This window comes from Nonomuraea corallina (assembly GCF_027620315.1).
GTDB lineage: Bacteria > Actinomycetota > Actinomycetes > Streptosporangiales > Streptosporangiaceae > Nonomuraea > Nonomuraea corallina.
Genome location: NZ_JAPNNL010000034.1, coordinates 34329 through 48848, shown reverse-complemented (window position 1 = coordinate 48848; position 14520 = coordinate 34329). Strand labels below are relative to the sequence as shown.

The 14520-nt window shown below is 69.1% G+C and carries 19 protein-coding genes and 1 tRNA gene; 11 read left to right on the top strand and 9 right to left on the bottom strand.

The genetic code is table 11. From position 1 onward, the window contains the following. Positions 1–32: 32 nt before the first annotated feature. Together OUY22_RS11760 and OUY22_RS11755 are read right to left on the bottom strand one after the other, a co-directional pair. A complete protein-coding gene (locus tag OUY22_RS11760) occupies positions 33–695 on the bottom strand; it encodes an HAD family hydrolase (protein WP_270154904.1) in 663 nt (220 codons plus the stop codon). Continuing rightward, positions 692–1534, bottom strand: coding sequence for a GntR family transcriptional regulator (locus OUY22_RS11755; RefSeq protein ID WP_270154906.1), 843 nt, complete (start codon positions 1532–1534; stop codon positions 692–694). The genes OUY22_RS11760 and OUY22_RS11755 overlap by 4 nt, the downstream gene beginning before the upstream one ends. A 138-nt stretch (positions 1535–1672) precedes the next feature. On the opposite strand from OUY22_RS11755, the gene OUY22_RS11750 reads away from it, so the two are divergent. From OUY22_RS11750 to OUY22_RS11705, 10 genes are all read left to right on the top strand, one after another. After that, on the top strand, positions 1673–1999 hold the full coding sequence (locus tag OUY22_RS11750; protein WP_270154903.1) for an SCO3933 family regulatory protein: 327 nt from the start codon (positions 1673–1675) through the stop codon (positions 1997–1999). Positions 2000–2096: 97 nt separating this feature from the next. Further along, positions 2097–3467: an FtsK/SpoIIIE domain-containing protein gene (locus OUY22_RS11745; RefSeq protein WP_270154902.1), complete on the top strand. Its 1371-nt coding sequence runs from the start codon at positions 2097–2099 to the stop codon at positions 3465–3467. A gap of 85 nt (positions 3468–3552) precedes the next feature. Beyond that, entirely contained in the window at positions 3553–4248 is a 696-nt protein-coding gene (locus OUY22_RS11740) for a DUF2637 domain-containing protein (RefSeq protein ID WP_270154901.1), read from the top strand. Further along, positions 4245–4664 (top strand): hypothetical protein, encoded by a 420-nt coding sequence (locus OUY22_RS11735; RefSeq protein WP_270154900.1) that lies wholly within the window; start codon positions 4245–4247, stop codon positions 4662–4664. The genes OUY22_RS11740 and OUY22_RS11735 overlap by 4 nt, the downstream gene beginning before the upstream one ends. Next, the gene (locus OUY22_RS11730) at positions 4661–4801 is read left to right on the top strand and encodes a hypothetical protein (protein ID WP_270154899.1); all 141 of its coding nucleotides are present in this window, start codon (positions 4661–4663) and stop codon (positions 4799–4801) included. Before OUY22_RS11735 ends, OUY22_RS11730 begins: the two co-directional genes overlap by 4 nt. Continuing rightward, positions 4798–4947 (top strand): hypothetical protein, encoded by a 150-nt coding sequence (locus OUY22_RS11725; protein ID WP_270154898.1) that lies wholly within the window; start codon positions 4798–4800, stop codon positions 4945–4947. The genes OUY22_RS11730 and OUY22_RS11725 overlap by 4 nt, the downstream gene beginning before the upstream one ends. 451 nt (positions 4948–5398) lie before the next feature. Next, complete coding sequence (locus OUY22_RS11720; protein WP_270154897.1) at positions 5399–6763, top strand: replication initiator; 1365 nt, start codon at positions 5399–5401, stop codon at positions 6761–6763. Then, a complete protein-coding gene (locus tag OUY22_RS11715) occupies positions 6753–6935 on the top strand; it encodes a helix-turn-helix transcriptional regulator (protein WP_270154896.1) in 183 nt (60 codons plus the stop codon). The genes OUY22_RS11720 and OUY22_RS11715 overlap by 11 nt, the downstream gene beginning before the upstream one ends. Further along, positions 6935–8167 (top strand): site-specific integrase, encoded by a 1233-nt coding sequence (locus tag OUY22_RS11710; RefSeq protein ID WP_270154895.1) that lies wholly within the window; start codon positions 6935–6937, stop codon positions 8165–8167. Before OUY22_RS11715 ends, OUY22_RS11710 begins: the two co-directional genes overlap by 1 nt. A 138-nt stretch (positions 8168–8305) precedes the next feature. Continuing rightward, complete coding sequence (locus OUY22_RS11705) at positions 8306–8689, top strand: hypothetical protein (RefSeq protein WP_270154894.1); 384 nt, start codon at positions 8306–8308, stop codon at positions 8687–8689. A 95-nt stretch (positions 8690–8784) separates the two neighbouring features. Here the strand turns inward: OUY22_RS11705 and OUY22_RS11700 are convergent. From OUY22_RS11700 to cysS, 3 genes are all read right to left on the bottom strand, one after another. Next, positions 8785–8857: transfer RNA gene (locus OUY22_RS11700), tRNA-Thr, on the bottom strand. Between the two features lie 21 nt (positions 8858–8878). Next, the gene (rlmB, locus tag OUY22_RS11695; RefSeq protein ID WP_270154893.1) at positions 8879–9835 is read right to left on the bottom strand and encodes a 23S rRNA (guanosine(2251)-2'-O)-methyltransferase RlmB; all 957 of its coding nucleotides are present in this window, start codon (positions 9833–9835) and stop codon (positions 8879–8881) included. Between the two features lie 77 nt (positions 9836–9912). After that, positions 9913–11304 (bottom strand): cysteine--tRNA ligase, encoded by a 1392-nt coding sequence (gene cysS / locus OUY22_RS11690; protein WP_270154892.1) that lies wholly within the window; start codon positions 11302–11304, stop codon positions 9913–9915. Between the two features lie 147 nt (positions 11305–11451). Between cysS and OUY22_RS11685 the strand changes: the two genes are divergently transcribed. Next, the gene (locus tag OUY22_RS11685; protein ID WP_270154891.1) at positions 11452–12570 is read left to right on the top strand and encodes a DUF2637 domain-containing protein; all 1119 of its coding nucleotides are present in this window, start codon (positions 11452–11454) and stop codon (positions 12568–12570) included. A gap of 101 nt (positions 12571–12671) precedes the next feature. On the opposite strand, the gene OUY22_RS11680 is transcribed toward OUY22_RS11685, so the two are convergent. The 4 genes from OUY22_RS11680 to OUY22_RS11665 form a co-directional block, all read right to left on the bottom strand. Next, positions 12672–12953 carry a GlsB/YeaQ/YmgE family stress response membrane protein gene (locus OUY22_RS11680; RefSeq protein ID WP_270154890.1) on the bottom strand — a complete coding sequence of 94 codons (282 nt, stop codon included), beginning with the start codon at positions 12951–12953 and terminating at the stop codon, positions 12672–12674. Positions 12954–13046: 93 nt separating this feature from the next. Further along, positions 13047–13334 (bottom strand): GlsB/YeaQ/YmgE family stress response membrane protein, encoded by a 288-nt coding sequence (locus tag OUY22_RS11675; RefSeq protein ID WP_270154888.1) that lies wholly within the window; start codon positions 13332–13334, stop codon positions 13047–13049. A gap of 138 nt (positions 13335–13472) precedes the next feature. After that, positions 13473–13952: a 2-C-methyl-D-erythritol 2,4-cyclodiphosphate synthase gene (ispF, locus tag OUY22_RS11670; RefSeq protein WP_270154887.1), complete on the bottom strand. Its 480-nt coding sequence runs from the start codon at positions 13950–13952 to the stop codon at positions 13473–13475. 17 nt (positions 13953–13969) lie between these two features. After that, complete coding sequence (locus OUY22_RS11665; protein WP_043624891.1) at positions 13970–14452, bottom strand: CarD family transcriptional regulator; 483 nt, start codon at positions 14450–14452, stop codon at positions 13970–13972. Positions 14453–14520: the final 68 nt, after the last annotated feature.

The window sequence follows — 14520 nt, the reverse complement described above, 5'->3', positions numbered from 1 at the left end:
GCACGGCTGTCGATCTTGTCTCGCTACTGCTGTTAGACCAGGTCAGCCATGCTGCCGATCATCGCGTCGGCCCCGGCCTGGGTGAGTCTGTCGGCCTTTCCCGGCTCGTTGGCGTAGGCGATGCTGCGGGTTCCGGCGTTGCGCGCGGCCTGCATGTCGAAGTCCGAGTCCCCGATCAGCACGGCCTTGGCTGGCTCGACTCCCAGCGCCTTGCATGCCCACAGCACTGACTGGGGGTGTGGCTTCATCTGCTCCGGTACGCCGATGGGGCGTCCGGAAACCGCGGTGACCCACTCCTCCAACTGGGCCACGGCAAGGAAGGTCTCGATGGCGGGTGCGGAGTTGTTGCTGACGATGCCGACCGGCTTGCCGGCCTCTGCGCACGCTTCGAAGAACTCTCGAACCCCTGGTGTGATCTCGGCGCTGGTTGCGGCCTCGACCTCGTTACCCATGAGCGCGGTCTCCACCTTGTCGACCAACTCCGGCGCGATCTCGGCGGTACGGCGCAGCACCTTGAGCGGGTCCTCTAGCGCCTCGACGTCCTCCGGCAGTTGCACGCCTTCCTTGACGAGCACCTGCTTGAGCCGGGCGGCGACCACGGGTGCGGGTAGTCCGGCGAAGATGCTGCATACGGGGCCGTCGAAGTCGAGCAGGACGGCGTCGGCCTGGCGGATGAGGTCGGCGGCGGTGGTCATAGCTCAATCTCGCGGCTGATGGTGGTCCACATGCTGTCGAACCAGCGGCGGGTTTCGGTGACGTACTGGGAGGCCATCGAGGTGGGGTCTTCGGTGATCTCGTAGTGGAAGAGCAGGGCGTCCTTGCCCATGACGTCGTACAGCTCGTGGGGTTCGCCCTTGATGCGGACGGTGTGCTTGACGACGGGGTAGAAGCCGAAGAACACCCGTTCGCGGTTGATCACGTAGAACTTGAACGCGGGTGCGGTCTGGTGGACGCGTACCTGGACGGTGGCGGTTTTGACCAGTCCGAGGTCTGCCAGCTCGTGTACGGCGTCGGCGATGGCCTGGACACTGCGCTGCTGGATACGCAAGGCACGGGTCCTGATCACCGGGTCGTCGGTGAGGTCCTCGGCCCGGCATGGCAGGGACATGGGGTGTTCCATGTCGGGGACCAGGATGCGGATGGCGATGGACTCGGGGGTGAGCCGTCCGAGCCGGATCTTGTCCAGGGGCTCTTGAAGCATCCCGTTGAGGGTCTCGCCGGAGAAGCCGGCGAAGTCGATGGAGACGTTGGGCTCCTCGAAGGCCCGTTCGATGTGGGGGCGCAGCTCGACCGGCCGTTCGGTGCGTTCGCGGACGAAGACGCCGCTGCCTTGGCGTGAGACGACCAGGCCCTCGTCGCGTAGCAGGCGGATGGCCTGCTGGATGGTCATGCGCGCCACGCCGTACTTCTTCGCGAGGTCGTGGCCTGAGGGGAGTTTCTCCCCCGGCTCGAACTTCTTGGTCAGGATCGCGGCGCGCAAGGCGTTGGCGACCTGCTGGTACGGCGGGCGGGGGTCGTCGGGATCGAGACTCATCACGCAAACCAGCGTAGTTCTCCTAGGTTGCCTAGTCCAGTTTCTCGATGATGCTTGACATGGCTAGCCATGCTGGGCAACATGATTCCTGTCAGCAAGATGCCTAGCCAAGTTAGGCAACCTTCAGAGGAGTTCACCATGCGTAACATCCCCGTCGACATCACCGGCCTGGCCTTCATCGTCGCCGGTGAGCCCGAGCCGAAGATCGTCGACCGCGCCACCGGCGAAGTCAAACGCGACGCCGAGGGGCGCGAGCTCTACACCATCCCGCTGCTGCCCAAGCCGAACGACGACCGGCGCAACCCGGTGCTCGTGGTGACGTTCCCGAGCGAGACGTTCCCGCAGATCCCCGAGGGCGTGCAGGTCCGCCCGGTCGGCCTGGCGGCCTTCTTCTGGCAGATGAACGGCCGGTCCGGGCTCGGCTTTCGCGCCGAGACCATCACTCTCGTCACGAAGGCGGCCTGACCCGAAAGTACCCCGGGAGCGGGCGCATCGCCTGGCAGCTACCCGCCCGCTCCCGGGTCCCGTCCCTTTTCGAAGCTTCGAAAGGAACGCTCCAAGTATGTCCGACTGGCTGATCCCGCTGGCCATCACCGTGGCCTTGGTCTGCACGGTCCTGCTGGTGTGGCGCGTGCTGCACCCCGCCTCGTTCTGGCTGGTCGTGGGCTACCCGGTCAAGACCGCTCACGTCTACTTCACCTGGGGCAACGTCGCCCTCGGCTGCTCACTCACCCGTAAACGGCGCCGCTGGCGCTACACCCTCGACGGCCTCCCGGTCGTCGGCAACGCCACCATCTCTCTGTCCCAGAAGCGGAAGGTCCGCAGGGTGCAGATCGACAAGCCGCCCCGCCTCGGCCTTGTCCGGCCCTGCCGTCTCGGCTTCCGCGTCAACATCACGCTCATGGACGGGCAGACGCCGGACGACTACACGGCCCGGCTGTCCAACCTCGCGCACGCCTGGCGGGTCCACTCGGTACGCCTCATCGCCTCCCGGCCGGGCCGGGTCACGCTGCTGGCCACCCGAGGTGATCCGCTGTCCGAGATCCGTATCCCGCTGCTGTCGGAAGGACTGCTGCGGGTGCGGGTCGGGCTACTGGAGACCGGCGCACCCTGGGTGATCGACTTCCGTACGGTGCCGCACTGGCTCAACACCGGAGCCACCCAATCCGGCAAGTCCACCCTGCTCAACGCACTGATCACCGGCCTGTCACCGCAACCGGTCGCCCTGGTCGGCTTCGACCTCAAGGGCGGCGTCGAACTCACCGCCTACGGCCGACGCCTGTCGGCCATCGCCACCGAGCGCGCCGAATGCGTCGGCCTGCTCAACGACCTGATCTGCCTGGTCAAGACCCGCATGGCGCTGTGCCGCGCGAACAAGGCCCGCAACGTCTGGAAGCTGCCCGAACACCTGCGGCCGACGCCGGTCGTGGTCCTGGTGGACGAGGTGGCCGAGCTGTTCCTGATGGCCCACAAGGGCGAGAAAGACGAGATCGCCACCACCGCCACCGCACTCCTGCGGCTCGCCCAGCTCGGCCGGGCGTTCGGCGTGTACCTGGTGGTCTGCGGGCAACGGGTCGGCTCCGACCTCGGCCCCGGCGTCACCGCCCTGCGCTCCCAACTATCCGGCCGGATCTGCCACCGGGTCAACGACCCGGAGACCGCCACCATGACCCTCGGCGACACCGACCCGGCCGCCCTCGACGCGGCCCGCCAGATCCCGGCCAGCATGCCCGGCACCGCCATCGTGGTCGGCGATGACGGCCGGTGGTACCGCGCTCGCTCCGTCTACGTCAGCGAAGAAGCGGCCGAAGCCGCCGCCACCCAGCATGCCCAGCTCGCGCCCGCCTGGGCCGACCTTCTTACCGGTGCCGAATCCGTGACCGTCACGGACGCCGAGCTGGAAGCCCTGGCCCGCGAAGGCGAACCCACCTAACCCATCTCCACCTCGGCCCGGCGCGGGCCTCATCGCGCCAGGTCCCTACCCGCCCCATGCCCGAAACCGAAAGGAGGTGCCACCCATGGGACGCATCCGCGCCCGGCTGCTCGACTCCGGCCCCGTCGTCGTCCTGGCGGTCATCGCTGCTGTCGGCTCGTTCACTCACATTAGCGACCTGGCCAACCGGCACGGGCAGCACGGCTGGCAGGCGTGGGCGGTCGCCGTGTGCATCGACCTGATGTGCGTGATGGCCGCCCGCGAACTCCAGCGCGACAAGCGCACCGGCCGCCACCGCCACGGGCTCATCTCGTGGCCGGCGCTTGTGCTGACCGGCGGCATCGTCCTCACCCTGGCCGCCAACCTCGCCACCGCACACCCGAGCGTGTGGGGCTGGATCACTGCCGCCACACCCGCCGTCGCCTTCCTCGTCGCGGTTTCCATGCTGGAGCGCCGCGCCTCCCACCGCTCTACCGCCCACGCGGCCGAGCTGGTGGCGGACGACGCCGACGAACAGCCCGGCCCCGCCGAGACGGTAACGGCTACCGAGGCACCGCAGCTCGACCCGGCTCCGCCACCCGGCTCCGGCCCGGCCGAGCCAGGTCACGCCGAGTCCGGTCCGTCGCCCGCCCTGCTGGCCTACGCCCGCCGCCTGGCCGACGACCACCACACCAGCCACCAGCGGCCCATCACCGGCGACCAGCTCGCCACCCGCATGCACGTCTCGCCCGACCTGGCCGCCGACCTGCTCACCCACCTCCGGAAGGAACCCGCCGCATGACCAGCAAGCCCACCCTCCACCACCTGATCGACGCCGCCCGCGCCTGGGCACGCGGCTCCTGCGCCCTGGAAGCCGCCGTCGAGTTGCTCGTCCAGCACGACGTGTGGCTGCACCGGCCGGAGTTCCGCCGCTACGCCGTCGACTACCTCACCGCCACCTACACCCGCACTCCGTACGCGGTCATCGACTGGCAGGCCGCCCACGCCGCACTCACCTACGGCCGCATGCCCTGCTCCGGCAGCGAGGCCGCCGTCCTGCGCATCGCCCTGTCGATCGCCGACGGGGTGCCGGTCGAACTCGGCCCCGCCATCACCTGCCTAGACGCCACCAACCTCGCCCGCGTCCTGGCCGCCATCAACCACGCCCACGGCAACCGCGCCGCCTGGCTCGCCACGAGAGGAGACGCCACGTCATGAACCGGCCCTACTGCCGCCGCTGCCTCGGCTTCGGCACCATCACCGCCTACCGCAGTCAGCCGCAGCACACCGGCCCGACGCTCGTGATCGAGGTCTCGGAGACCTGCCCCACCTGTCGAGGGGCGGGCACCCGATGACCACCAAGCGGCCCCGTACCCGAAAGCCCGTCTGCCGGACCTGCAACGGCGAAGGCCAGGTCGAGACCTTCCAGATCATCGGCCGGGGCAAGAACGTCACCCGCGTCGACACCTGGGCCTTGTGCCTGGACTGCTGCGGCACCTGATCATGACCCGTTTACCGTGCCCGTTCTGCGCCTGCTGCGCCCGCTACGGCTGCGACTTCGACGGCGACCCGCCCGACTGCGACACCACCACACCCGACCAGCCCTGCCCCTGCACAACCCAAGGAGGTGAACCCGAATGATCCACTTCTACGCCTGCGCCACCTGCAACGGCACCGGCCTGCACGACGACGACACCTGCCGCGACTGCTCCGGCACCGGCATCGACATCGACAGCCGCGACTAGCTCCGGCGACGCCACCACGGGACGGCTCAAGCCTGGCAGCCACGCCGTCCCCGTGGGGCGTCACCCTCCACTCTCACGAAGGAAGTCAAGTATGCGCCACCGGCCCTGTCCGGAATGCGGCGGCTACGGCTCCGTCCGCATCCGCCCGACCCACAACCTGATCGTCATCAACTGCCCGTGCTGCAAAGGCAGCGGAGAGGAGGCTCAGTGACCGAAGCACCCGCCCAGCTCGGCGACCTCATCGGCCCCGTCATCCGGGACCTGGCCCGCCGCTCCAACCACGACGTCACCCGCTGGCTTCACCAGGTCGACCGACTCCGCGGCTGCACCGACCCGATCCGCCTCACCGGCGAATCCACCACCCTGCACAGCACCAGCGGCGAACTCCTGCACACCTTCACCACCCGCGACGAACCACACGGCCAACTCCTGATCCGCTGCGGCAACCGCCGCGCCTCACGCTGCCCGGCCTGCGCCGAGACCTACCGCCAAGACACCTTCCACCTCATCCGCGCGGGCCTGCTCGGCGGAGACAAGGGAGTCCCCGACATCGTCCGCACCCACCCGCGAGTCCTCGCCACACTCACCGCCCCGTCCTTCGGCCCCGTCCACCGAGGCCCCGACAAGGACGGCACGCTCAACCTCTGCCACCCACGCCGAACCGGCCCGTCCTGCTTCACCCGCCACCAGAAAGGAGACCCCGCCATCGGCCAACCGCTCGACCCCGACACCTACGACCACACCGGCCACATCCTGTGGAACGCCCACGCAGCCGCCCTGTGGCACCGCTTCACCATCTACCTGCGCCAGCACCTGGCCGCCGCCACCGGCCTGACCCGCAAGGAGTTCGCCCGTACCACCCGCCTGTCCTTCGCCAAGGTCGCCGAGTACCAGGCCCGTGGCGTCGTTCACTTCCACGCCGTCATCCGCCTCGACGGCCGCGACGACGACACCCTCGCCAACCCGCCCGCCTGGGCCACCCTCGACCTGCTCACCGCCACCATCACCTCGGCCGCGAAGGCCGTCCGCCTGACCGCCCCGGAAACCGGACAACAGCTCACCTGGGGCACCATCGACGTCCGCCCGATCCAATCCGCCGGCCTCGACGCCGATGCCCTGTCCGAGGCCGCCGTCGCGGGCTACATCGCCAAATACGCCACCAAAGCCGCCGAGACCTCCGGCACCCTGGACCGCCGCGTCACCCGGCAAGACCTGGCCCGCCTGCACACCCACGGCGTCACCGAGCACGCCGCCCGCCTGATCCGCACCGCCTGGGACCTCGGCAACACCGACGTCCATCCTGACCTGGCGCCGCTCCGGCTGCGCCAGTGGGCTCACATGCTCGGCTTCCGAGGCCACTTCTCCACCAAGAGCCGCGCCTACTCCACCACCCTGACCGCCCTGCGGCGCGTCCGCCTGGAGTACCGCGAGGCCCAAGAGCTGCAACGCCTGCGCCACGACCCGACCAGCACCCTCGTCCTGGCCCACTGGAAGTACGCCGGACAAGGCTTCACACCCGGCGAATCCGCCCTGGCCGCCACGGTCAACGGAGGGGGCAAGGATGACCACTGACCTCCTCACCGTCCCGGAAGCCATGGCCGCGCTCAAGGTCAGCCGGTGGACCCTCTACAACCTGATCCGCTCCGGCGAGATCACATCCATCCTCGTCGGCGCCCGCTGCCGCCGCATCCCGTCGTCCGCCTTGGACGCCTACATCACCCGTCTATGCGAGGAGGCCGCCTGATGGGCAAGCGCTCCAACGGTGAAGGCTCGATCTTCCCGTACAAGGGCGGCTGGGCAGGCTACGTCTGGGTCACCACCCCAGAGGGCAAGCGCACCCGCAAATGGGCGTACGGCAAGACCCGCGAGGAAACCCACGAGAAGTGGCTCAACCTCCACGACCAGGCCCGCAAGGGACCCGTGGCCACCAAACACGAGACCGTGGCCGCGTTCCTCAAGCGCTGGCTCGCCGAAGTCGTCGAACCCAATCGGGAGCCAACCACGTACGTCGCCTACGAACCGCTCGTGCGGCTGTACATCATCCCTGGCCTGGGCAAGAAGCGGCTCGACAAGCTGACCGTCCGCGACGTTCAGGCCTGGCTCAACACCCTCCCAACGCTCTGCACCTGCTGTGACCAGAAGAAGGACCACAAGCGTCCTGAGGCAAAGCGTCGATGCTGTGCCATCGGAAAGTGCTGCGAGGGGTACCCGGCCCGGTACACCATCATCGGCATCCGTCGCACGCTCCGAGCTGCCCTCAGCCACGCCATCCGTGAGGAACTGATCTCGAAGAACGTCGCCGCCCTGACCACACTGCCCAGCACGAGCAAGACCAAGAAGAAGCGGCAACAGGTCGTCTGGAGCGTGGACGAGGCTCGTCGGTTCCTGGAGCACGTCCAAGACGATCCGCTGTACGCCGCGTACGTGCTCATCCTCGTCCTCGGCCTGCGCCGTGGTGAAGTCCTCGGCCTGGCCTGGGACTGCGTAGACCTCGACGGCGAGGAACTCCACATCGCCCGCCAGCTCACCAGAGTCGGTGGGCAGCTCCTGCACCGTGAGAAGACCAAGACCGATGACTCGGCGGCTTCGCTCCCGCTCCTGGGCTTGTGTGTCTCGGCCCTCAAGCAGCGCCGCGAGTCACAGGACGAGGCACGCGCAAAGGCCGGCGACAAGTGGAAGGACTCGGACCTGGTCTTCACCACCAGAAACGGCACGCCCATCGAACCGCGGAACTTCAACCGGGCCTTCGAAGTGCACTGCAAGAACGCTGGTGTCCCACGCATCCGCGTCCATGACACCCGGCACACTTGCGCCTCACTCCTGGCCGCCCTCGACGTCCATCCGCGCGTGGCTATGCGCGTCCTCAGGCACTCGCAGATCAGTGTGACCATGAACGTCTACACCCAGATCCCGAGCCCGGAGACCCGCAAGGCCCTAGATCGACTCGCGCAAACACTCCACCAACCTGAGACCTAGATCAATTCAGGCCTGCCCCGCTGCTCTCGGCGGTGCATTTTTCTTGATCGGCCCTGAGGCCAACGGTTGTGCTGGCACCGTGGGGGGATTAGCCCTCGATCAGAGAAGGATGATATGTGGCAGGTCATTCTCGGAGCAGTGAGCGCGCTCGGCGGAGTCGCGCTGACGCAGTTCTGGCAGGACCGTAGGGAGACCATCGCTCGCTCCTACGAGCACCGCCGAGAGGCTCACGTCCAATTCCTGAAGACCTTCAACGGGTACTGGAACGCGACGGCATTCCACACGATGTACAGCGAGGGACCGGCCCCATCCGACCTCGATCCAGACCAGTTCGAGGCCCTGTTCAACGCACTACTGACGGTCCAGGTCTTCGCTTCGGCAGAAAGCTACCGGGCGGCTGAGAAGGCGAGGGATCAACTCATGGCCTACATGCAGACGAATGGAATGAAGCATCTCGATGATCTCCAAGCTGCCTTCGACAACTACGTCCGTGCAGTGCGTAAGGAGCTCGGCGTGAAGTAGCACGTTGGATCGGTGCGAGGCCGTTGCTGTACAACGCTGCTGTACGGAGATCCCAAAGGCCCTCCGTGATCTCCCCGGAGGGCCTTTGAGCTGCGAGCCGACGTGGGGAATCGAACCCCAAACCTTCTGTTTACAAGACAGATGCTCTGCCGATTGAGCTACGTCGGCACGGCCTAACAGTGTAGACGCTCACCGCCGTCGGTGACGAGCGACTTCGTACAAGGTCACTCCCGCCGCGACCCCGGCGTTGAGTGACTCCGCCGCCGCGCGCATCGGGATGCGGGCGACCGCGTCGCACTGCTCGCGTACCAGCCTCGACAGGCCCTTGCCCTCGGACCCGATGACCACGACCAGCGGCTCCGTCAGCAGGTCGACGTCGCCGATCTCCACGTCGCCGGCGCCGTCGAGACCGATGACGAAGAGCCCGTCCTCGCGGTATTCGCGCAGGGCGGCGGTGAGGTTGGCGGCGCGGGCCACGCGCAGGTTGGCGAGGGTGCCGGCGGAGGTCTTCCAGGCGCCGCCGGTCACGCCGGCCGAGCGGCGGGACGGGACGAGCAGGCCGTGGGCGCCGAAGGCGGTGGCGGAACGGGCGATGGCGCCCAGGTTACGGGGGTCGGTGACGCCGTCGAGGGCGACGATGAGCGGGATCTCCGCCGCGTCGCGGGCCAGGTCGACGAGCTCCTCCGGGTGGGCGTAGTCGTAGGCCGGGATCTGAAGGGCCACACCCTGGTGGACGGCGCCTTCGGTCAGTCTGTCGAGCTTGTCGCGGGTGACCTCCATGAGGGCGATCCCGCGGTCGGCGGCGACCTTGATGCTGTCCCGTACGCGGTCGTCGTTGTCGACGCGGTGGGCGACGTAGAGGGCGCTGGCCGGGACGCCCGCCTGGAGGGCCTCCAGGACGGGGTTGCGGCCGCCGATGTACTCGGGCGCGTCGTCGGAGCGCTTGGCGCGCACCGGGGCCCGCCGGGCGCCGCCTCGGTCCTCGCGGGCTACACGCTCGGCCCTGGCCTTGTCCTTGTACCAGTGGCGCATCTCGGCAGGCGGGGTCGCGCCCTTGCCTTCGAGCCCGCGGCGACGCTGACCGCCGGCGCCCTTGCTCGGGCCCTTCTTCTTGGCGGGCCTGCCCGCCTTACCCCCTGCTGCCATGGAATCAAGGGTACTTGCGTCGCCAAGTCCCCACGCCCGCCTGGACAGGCGGGCGTGGGCCTGAACTCAGGCCGCGGTCAGCGGCTCAGCTCCCAGCGGGCGCCGTTGGGGGTGTCCTCGACGGTGATGCCCGCCGCGGCGAGCTGGTTCCGGATGTCGTCGGCCGCCGCGTAGTCCTTGCGGGCCCTGGCCGCCTTGCGCTGCTCCAGCGCCACCGCCACCAGCGCGTCGACCACCGGCTTGAGGTCGGAGCCGGCCGACCGCCACTGGGGCGAGCGCGGGTCGAGGCCCAGCACGTCGAGCATGTTCTGGGTCTCGGCCAGGAGCCGGGCCACCGCCTCCTTGTCGCCCTTGGACAGCGCGACGTTGCCCTCGCGGACCACCTCGTGCACGACCGCGAGGGCCTGCGGGGTGCCGAGGTCGTCGTCGAGCGCGTCGGAGAACGCCTGCGGGAGCGGCGCGTCGGCGTCGACGTCGTGGATCACCTCGGCGGCGCGGGTCACGAACCCCTCGATCCGCTGGTAGGCGGCCGCGGCTTCCTGCAGCGCCTCCTCCGAGTAGTCGATGGAGGACCGGTAGTGGGGCGCGGCCAGGTAGTACCGCAGCTCGACCGGGCGGACCTTCTGCACCATCTCCGGGATGAGCAGCGAGTTGCCCAGCGACTTGCTCATCTTCTCGGTGCCGATCTTGAGCAGGCCGTTGTGCATCCAGTAGCGGGCGAAGCCGTCGCCCGCCGCCTGCGACTGCGCGATCTCGTTCTCGTGGTGCGGGAAGATCAGGTCGAGACCGCCGCCGTGGATGTCGAACGTCGGACCGAGGTATTTGGTCGCCATCGCCGAGCATTCGAGGTGCCAGCCGGGGCGGCCGGGGCCCCACGGCGTCGGCCAGGTGGGCTCGCCGGGCTTCTCGCCCTTCCACAGCGCGAAGTCGCGCGAGTCGCGCTTGCACGACTCGTCGTCGGTGTCGGCCGCCGCCCGCATGTTGGCGAGCTTCTGGTTGGAGAGCTTGCCGTACTCGTCCTCCCAGGAGCGCACGTCGAAGTAGACGTCGCCGCCGGAGGCGTAGGCGTGGCCGCGGTCGATGAGGCGCCGCATGAGCACGATCATCTCCGGCACGTGGCCGGTGGCGCGCGGCTCGACGGTCGGCGGCAGGCAGCCGAGCGTGTCGTAGGCCCAGGTGAAGGCGCGCTGGTTGCGCTCGGCGACGACGAACCAGGGCACCTGCTCCTCGGCCGACACCCTGATGATCTTGTCGTCGATGTCGGTCACGTTGCGGCAGAACGTCACGTCGTAGCCGGAGCGCATGAGCCAGCGCCGCAGCACGTCGAAGTTGACGCCCGAGCGGATGTGGCCGATGTGCGGAGGGGCCTGCACGGTCGCGCCACACAGGTAGATCGACGCACGGCCGGCCTCGAGCGGGACGAATTCGCGAATGCCGCGGGTGGCGGTGTCGTAAAGGTGCAGGCTCACGAAAGAAAGGCTAACGCCTCAGGCCGCGTCGCGGACCTGATACCGCGCCACCTCGTTGCTCGCCGGTTGGCGAGATCGGCCGGGCAACGCATTGTTCTGTAGGCTCGGACCGCCATGGACGTGACTCCCCCCTTCACTCTCCGGCACGTGGGCATCGCCCTGGCCGGACTCGCCGTCGCCGCCCTGACGGGCGCCGCGTGCGTGCTCTCGTTCGACGACCTGCGGGCGCTGGCCGTGCACGGCGGCGCCCGTCCCGACCTCGCCTACCTCTACCCGGCGGGGTTCGACGCGCTGCTCGTGATCACGCTGCTCGGCGTGCTGCTGCTGCGTCCCGCCCGGGTCCTGGTGCGCCTCCAGGCCGCCCTGGCGCTGGTGCTGCTCATCCTGGCGGCCGCCGCGGTGAACGTCGCCACGGCCCTGGACTACCCGTTCCCCGCCTCTCCCTCGGCCGTGGGCGTGGCCGTCGCGCCGTGGGTGATGCTGGCGCTGGGGCTCTGGCTCTGGCTGCTGCTGATCAAGCACGTGCGGGCCGGGCGGAGATCCGCGCACGAGGACGACGGTACGGAGGAGCGCGACCTCGTGCCGTTCCGCCGGGGCGTCGAGGCCGACAGGACGGCCGAGCCGCCCCGTCCGGCCGCAGGACCGCGTCCCGGGGAGGAGCCGCCGCCCCTGGAGAGCGTCGCGCCGGTCACCCCCGCCCTGCTGGAAACGCCGATCGCGGGCCCCACGCCGGCGCCCGAGACCCCTCCGGTGTCGGAGCCGCTCACCCGCCCCGAGCCGGCCGCGTCGTCCTCCGCACCGGAGCGCGCGCCCACCCCGGAGCCGGAGCTCGAACGCCCTGTGTCCTCCCCCGTACCGGAGCCGGAGCCGGCACGACCGGTCTCCTCAGCCGAACCGGAGCCGGAGCCGCAACCGGAGCCGGAGCCGGGGTCCGGACGACCCGCGTCCCCTCCCGTACCGGAAGCCGAACCACAGCCCGAGCGGCCCGTGCGGTGGGGTGACCGGGTCAAGCCGAGGGACGTGCTGGTCCACCCGCGCACGGCCCCGGACGGCGAGCAGAGCGCCGACACGCAGCCCGTCCCCGCGGTGCGGGGCGACGAGCCCGCCCCGCGTCACGGCGGAGAGGCCGCCGACGCGGACGAGGGCCGGAGCGGACGAAGCGAGCGGGAGGGCGGCCACGACGGGCCTCTGGACGACCGCCGCCCCCTTCCCGGTGAGGCCCCGTCGGGCCGGCTGCGCAGCACGCCCCTGCCGCCCGAGGACTGAGAGCATGACGAAGCCCGCCCGGCGATGCTGCCGGGCGGGCTTTGCGCACGTTGTTCCGTGCTCTCGGGATCAGGCACGGGTGCGGGCGTCACAGGCCCCGGTTAGATCCGGGTGGAGCCGCGGGGGCCACGGCGTAGACCGGCGACGATGCCGACACCCACGACGGCCAGGACGACCTGGAGCACCAGCTCTATCCAATCGATGCCGGGAGTCGTCTCCACGCCGATGACCTGCGCGATCAGCGTACCGATGAGCGCGGCGACGATGCCGACGACGATGGTGAGGATCCACCCGATGGCCTGCCGGCCCGGAAGCAGCAGACGCCCGATCGCGCCGATGACGGCGCCGATCACGATGGCGCCCAGGATGGACTGGATTGTCATGACAAACCTCCCCATGAGGCTGAGCCGTTCAGCCTCACGGGGAGTGGATACCCGATCTCCAGCCTTTATGCCGGACTTTTGCAAAATTCCAGATCAGGTGGTGGTTCGACCTCTCGGACCACCACTCCCCTTGGCCGATCCCGCCACGATGGCCACACCGATCACGGCCAGGACGAGCTGGAGGATGTGCTCGATCCAGTCGATGCCCTTGGTGTCGGCCCAGCCGAACATCTGGGCGATCAACGTGCCGAGCAGAGCCGCGACGATGCCGACGATCAGCGTGAGCCCGATGGACATGTTCTGCTTGCCCGGCAGGATGAGCCGGGCCAGTGCGCCGACGATGGCGCCGATGATTATCGCGGAAACGATCGCGCCGATCATGTAAAGCTCCCCCCGAAGCGTCTTTCGAGGTGAGCTACCCGGCAATATGGCTCGTTATCCCTGGTAGACGGCGATCCGCACCGCGCCAGCGCAGACCGCCGCCGACCATGGAACGGCGGGCGGCAGGTTGCCCGCCGTTTACTCGACGCCTGATCCCGGCGCGAGGTTGACGACGAGCGCGGTCGCGATCGCCGCGACGCCCTCGCCACGGCCGGTCAGGCCGAGTCCGTCGGTGGTGGTGGCGCTGAGGCTCACAGACGCCCCCAGAGCGGCGCCGAGCGCGAGTTCGGCCTCCAGGCGCCGGGGGGCCAGTTTCGGGCGGTTACCGATCACCTGGACGGCCACGTTGCCGATCTCGAAGCCGGCGGCCCTGACCGTGCGCGCGGTCTCCCGCAGCAGAGTGGCGCCGGACGCGCCCGCCCAACGGGGGTCGCCGGTGCCGAACAGGCCGCCCAGATCGCCCAGGCCCGCGGCCGAGAGCAGCGCGTCGCAGGCCGCGTGCGCGGCGACGTCGCCGTCGGAGTGGCCGGACAGGCCGGTCTCGCCCGGCCAGTGGAGGCCGGCGAGATGCAGCTCACGGCCCGATGCGAACGGGTGGACGTCGACTCCGACGCCCACCCGTGGAACGATCGTGTTCAGGAGTTGAGAACCTCGTCGAGAAGGGCTTCCGCCTTGTCCTCATTGGTCTTCTCGGCGAGTGCCAGCTCGCTGACGAGGATCTGGCGGGCCTTGGCGAGCATGCGCTTCTCACCGGCGGACAGACCGCGCTCGCGGTCCCGCCGCCACAGGTCGCGGACGACCTCGGCGACCTTGTTCACGTCGCCGGACGCGAGCTTCTCCAGATTGGCCTTGTAGCGCCGCGACCAGTTGGTCGGCTCCTCCGTGTGCGGCATGCGCAGGACGTCGAAAACGCGCTCGAGGCCCTCCTGGCCGACAACATCGCGCACACCGACGAGTTCCGCGTTTTCCGCTGGCACCTGGACGGTAAGGTCGCCCTTGTCGACCTTGAGCACCAGGTAGGTCTTTTCCTCACCCTTGATGGATCGCTTCGTGATTGCTTCGATCCGAGCAGCCCCATGGTGGGGGTAGACGACAGTGTCGCCGACCTGGAAAGTCATGTGACAAGTACCCCTTCCGCTGTACTCCAGAGTACCACGCATCCACAGGCTCCCGGAACAGTGAAATC

Bases quoted from the DNA above. Each gene is read 5' to 3' on its own strand.
- OUY22_RS11760 (WP_270154904.1), bottom strand. From the start codon at position 695: ATGACCACCGCCGCCGACCTCATCCGCCAGGCCGACGCCGTCCTGCTC.
- OUY22_RS11755 (WP_270154906.1), bottom strand. From the start codon at position 1,534: ATGAGTCTCGATCCCGACGACCCCCGCCCGCCGTACCAGCAGGTCGCC.
- OUY22_RS11750 (WP_270154903.1), top strand. From the start codon at position 1,673: ATGCGTAACATCCCCGTCGACATCACCGGCCTGGCCTTCATCGTCGCC.
- OUY22_RS11745 (WP_270154902.1), top strand. From the start codon at position 2,097: ATGTCCGACTGGCTGATCCCGCTGGCCATCACCGTGGCCTTGGTCTGC.
- OUY22_RS11740 (WP_270154901.1), top strand. From the start codon at position 3,553: ATGGGACGCATCCGCGCCCGGCTGCTCGACTCCGGCCCCGTCGTCGTC.
- OUY22_RS11735 (WP_270154900.1), top strand. From the start codon at position 4,245: ATGACCAGCAAGCCCACCCTCCACCACCTGATCGACGCCGCCCGCGCC.
- OUY22_RS11730 (WP_270154899.1), top strand. From the start codon at position 4,661: ATGAACCGGCCCTACTGCCGCCGCTGCCTCGGCTTCGGCACCATCACC.
- OUY22_RS11725 (WP_270154898.1), top strand. From the start codon at position 4,798: ATGACCACCAAGCGGCCCCGTACCCGAAAGCCCGTCTGCCGGACCTGC.
- OUY22_RS11715 (WP_270154896.1), top strand. From the start codon at position 6,753: ATGACCACTGACCTCCTCACCGTCCCGGAAGCCATGGCCGCGCTCAAG.
- OUY22_RS11710 (WP_270154895.1), top strand. From the start codon at position 6,935: ATGGGCAAGCGCTCCAACGGTGAAGGCTCGATCTTCCCGTACAAGGGC.
- rlmB (WP_270154893.1), bottom strand. From the start codon at position 9,835: ATGGCAGCAGGGGGTAAGGCGGGCAGGCCCGCCAAGAAGAAGGGCCCG.
- OUY22_RS11680 (WP_270154890.1), bottom strand. From the start codon at position 12,953: ATGACAATCCAGTCCATCCTGGGCGCCATCGTGATCGGCGCCGTCATC.
- OUY22_RS11675 (WP_270154888.1), bottom strand. From the start codon at position 13,334: ATGATCGGCGCGATCGTTTCCGCGATAATCATCGGCGCCATCGTCGGC.
- OUY22_RS11665 (WP_043624891.1), bottom strand. From the start codon at position 14,452: ATGACTTTCCAGGTCGGCGACACTGTCGTCTACCCCCACCATGGGGCT.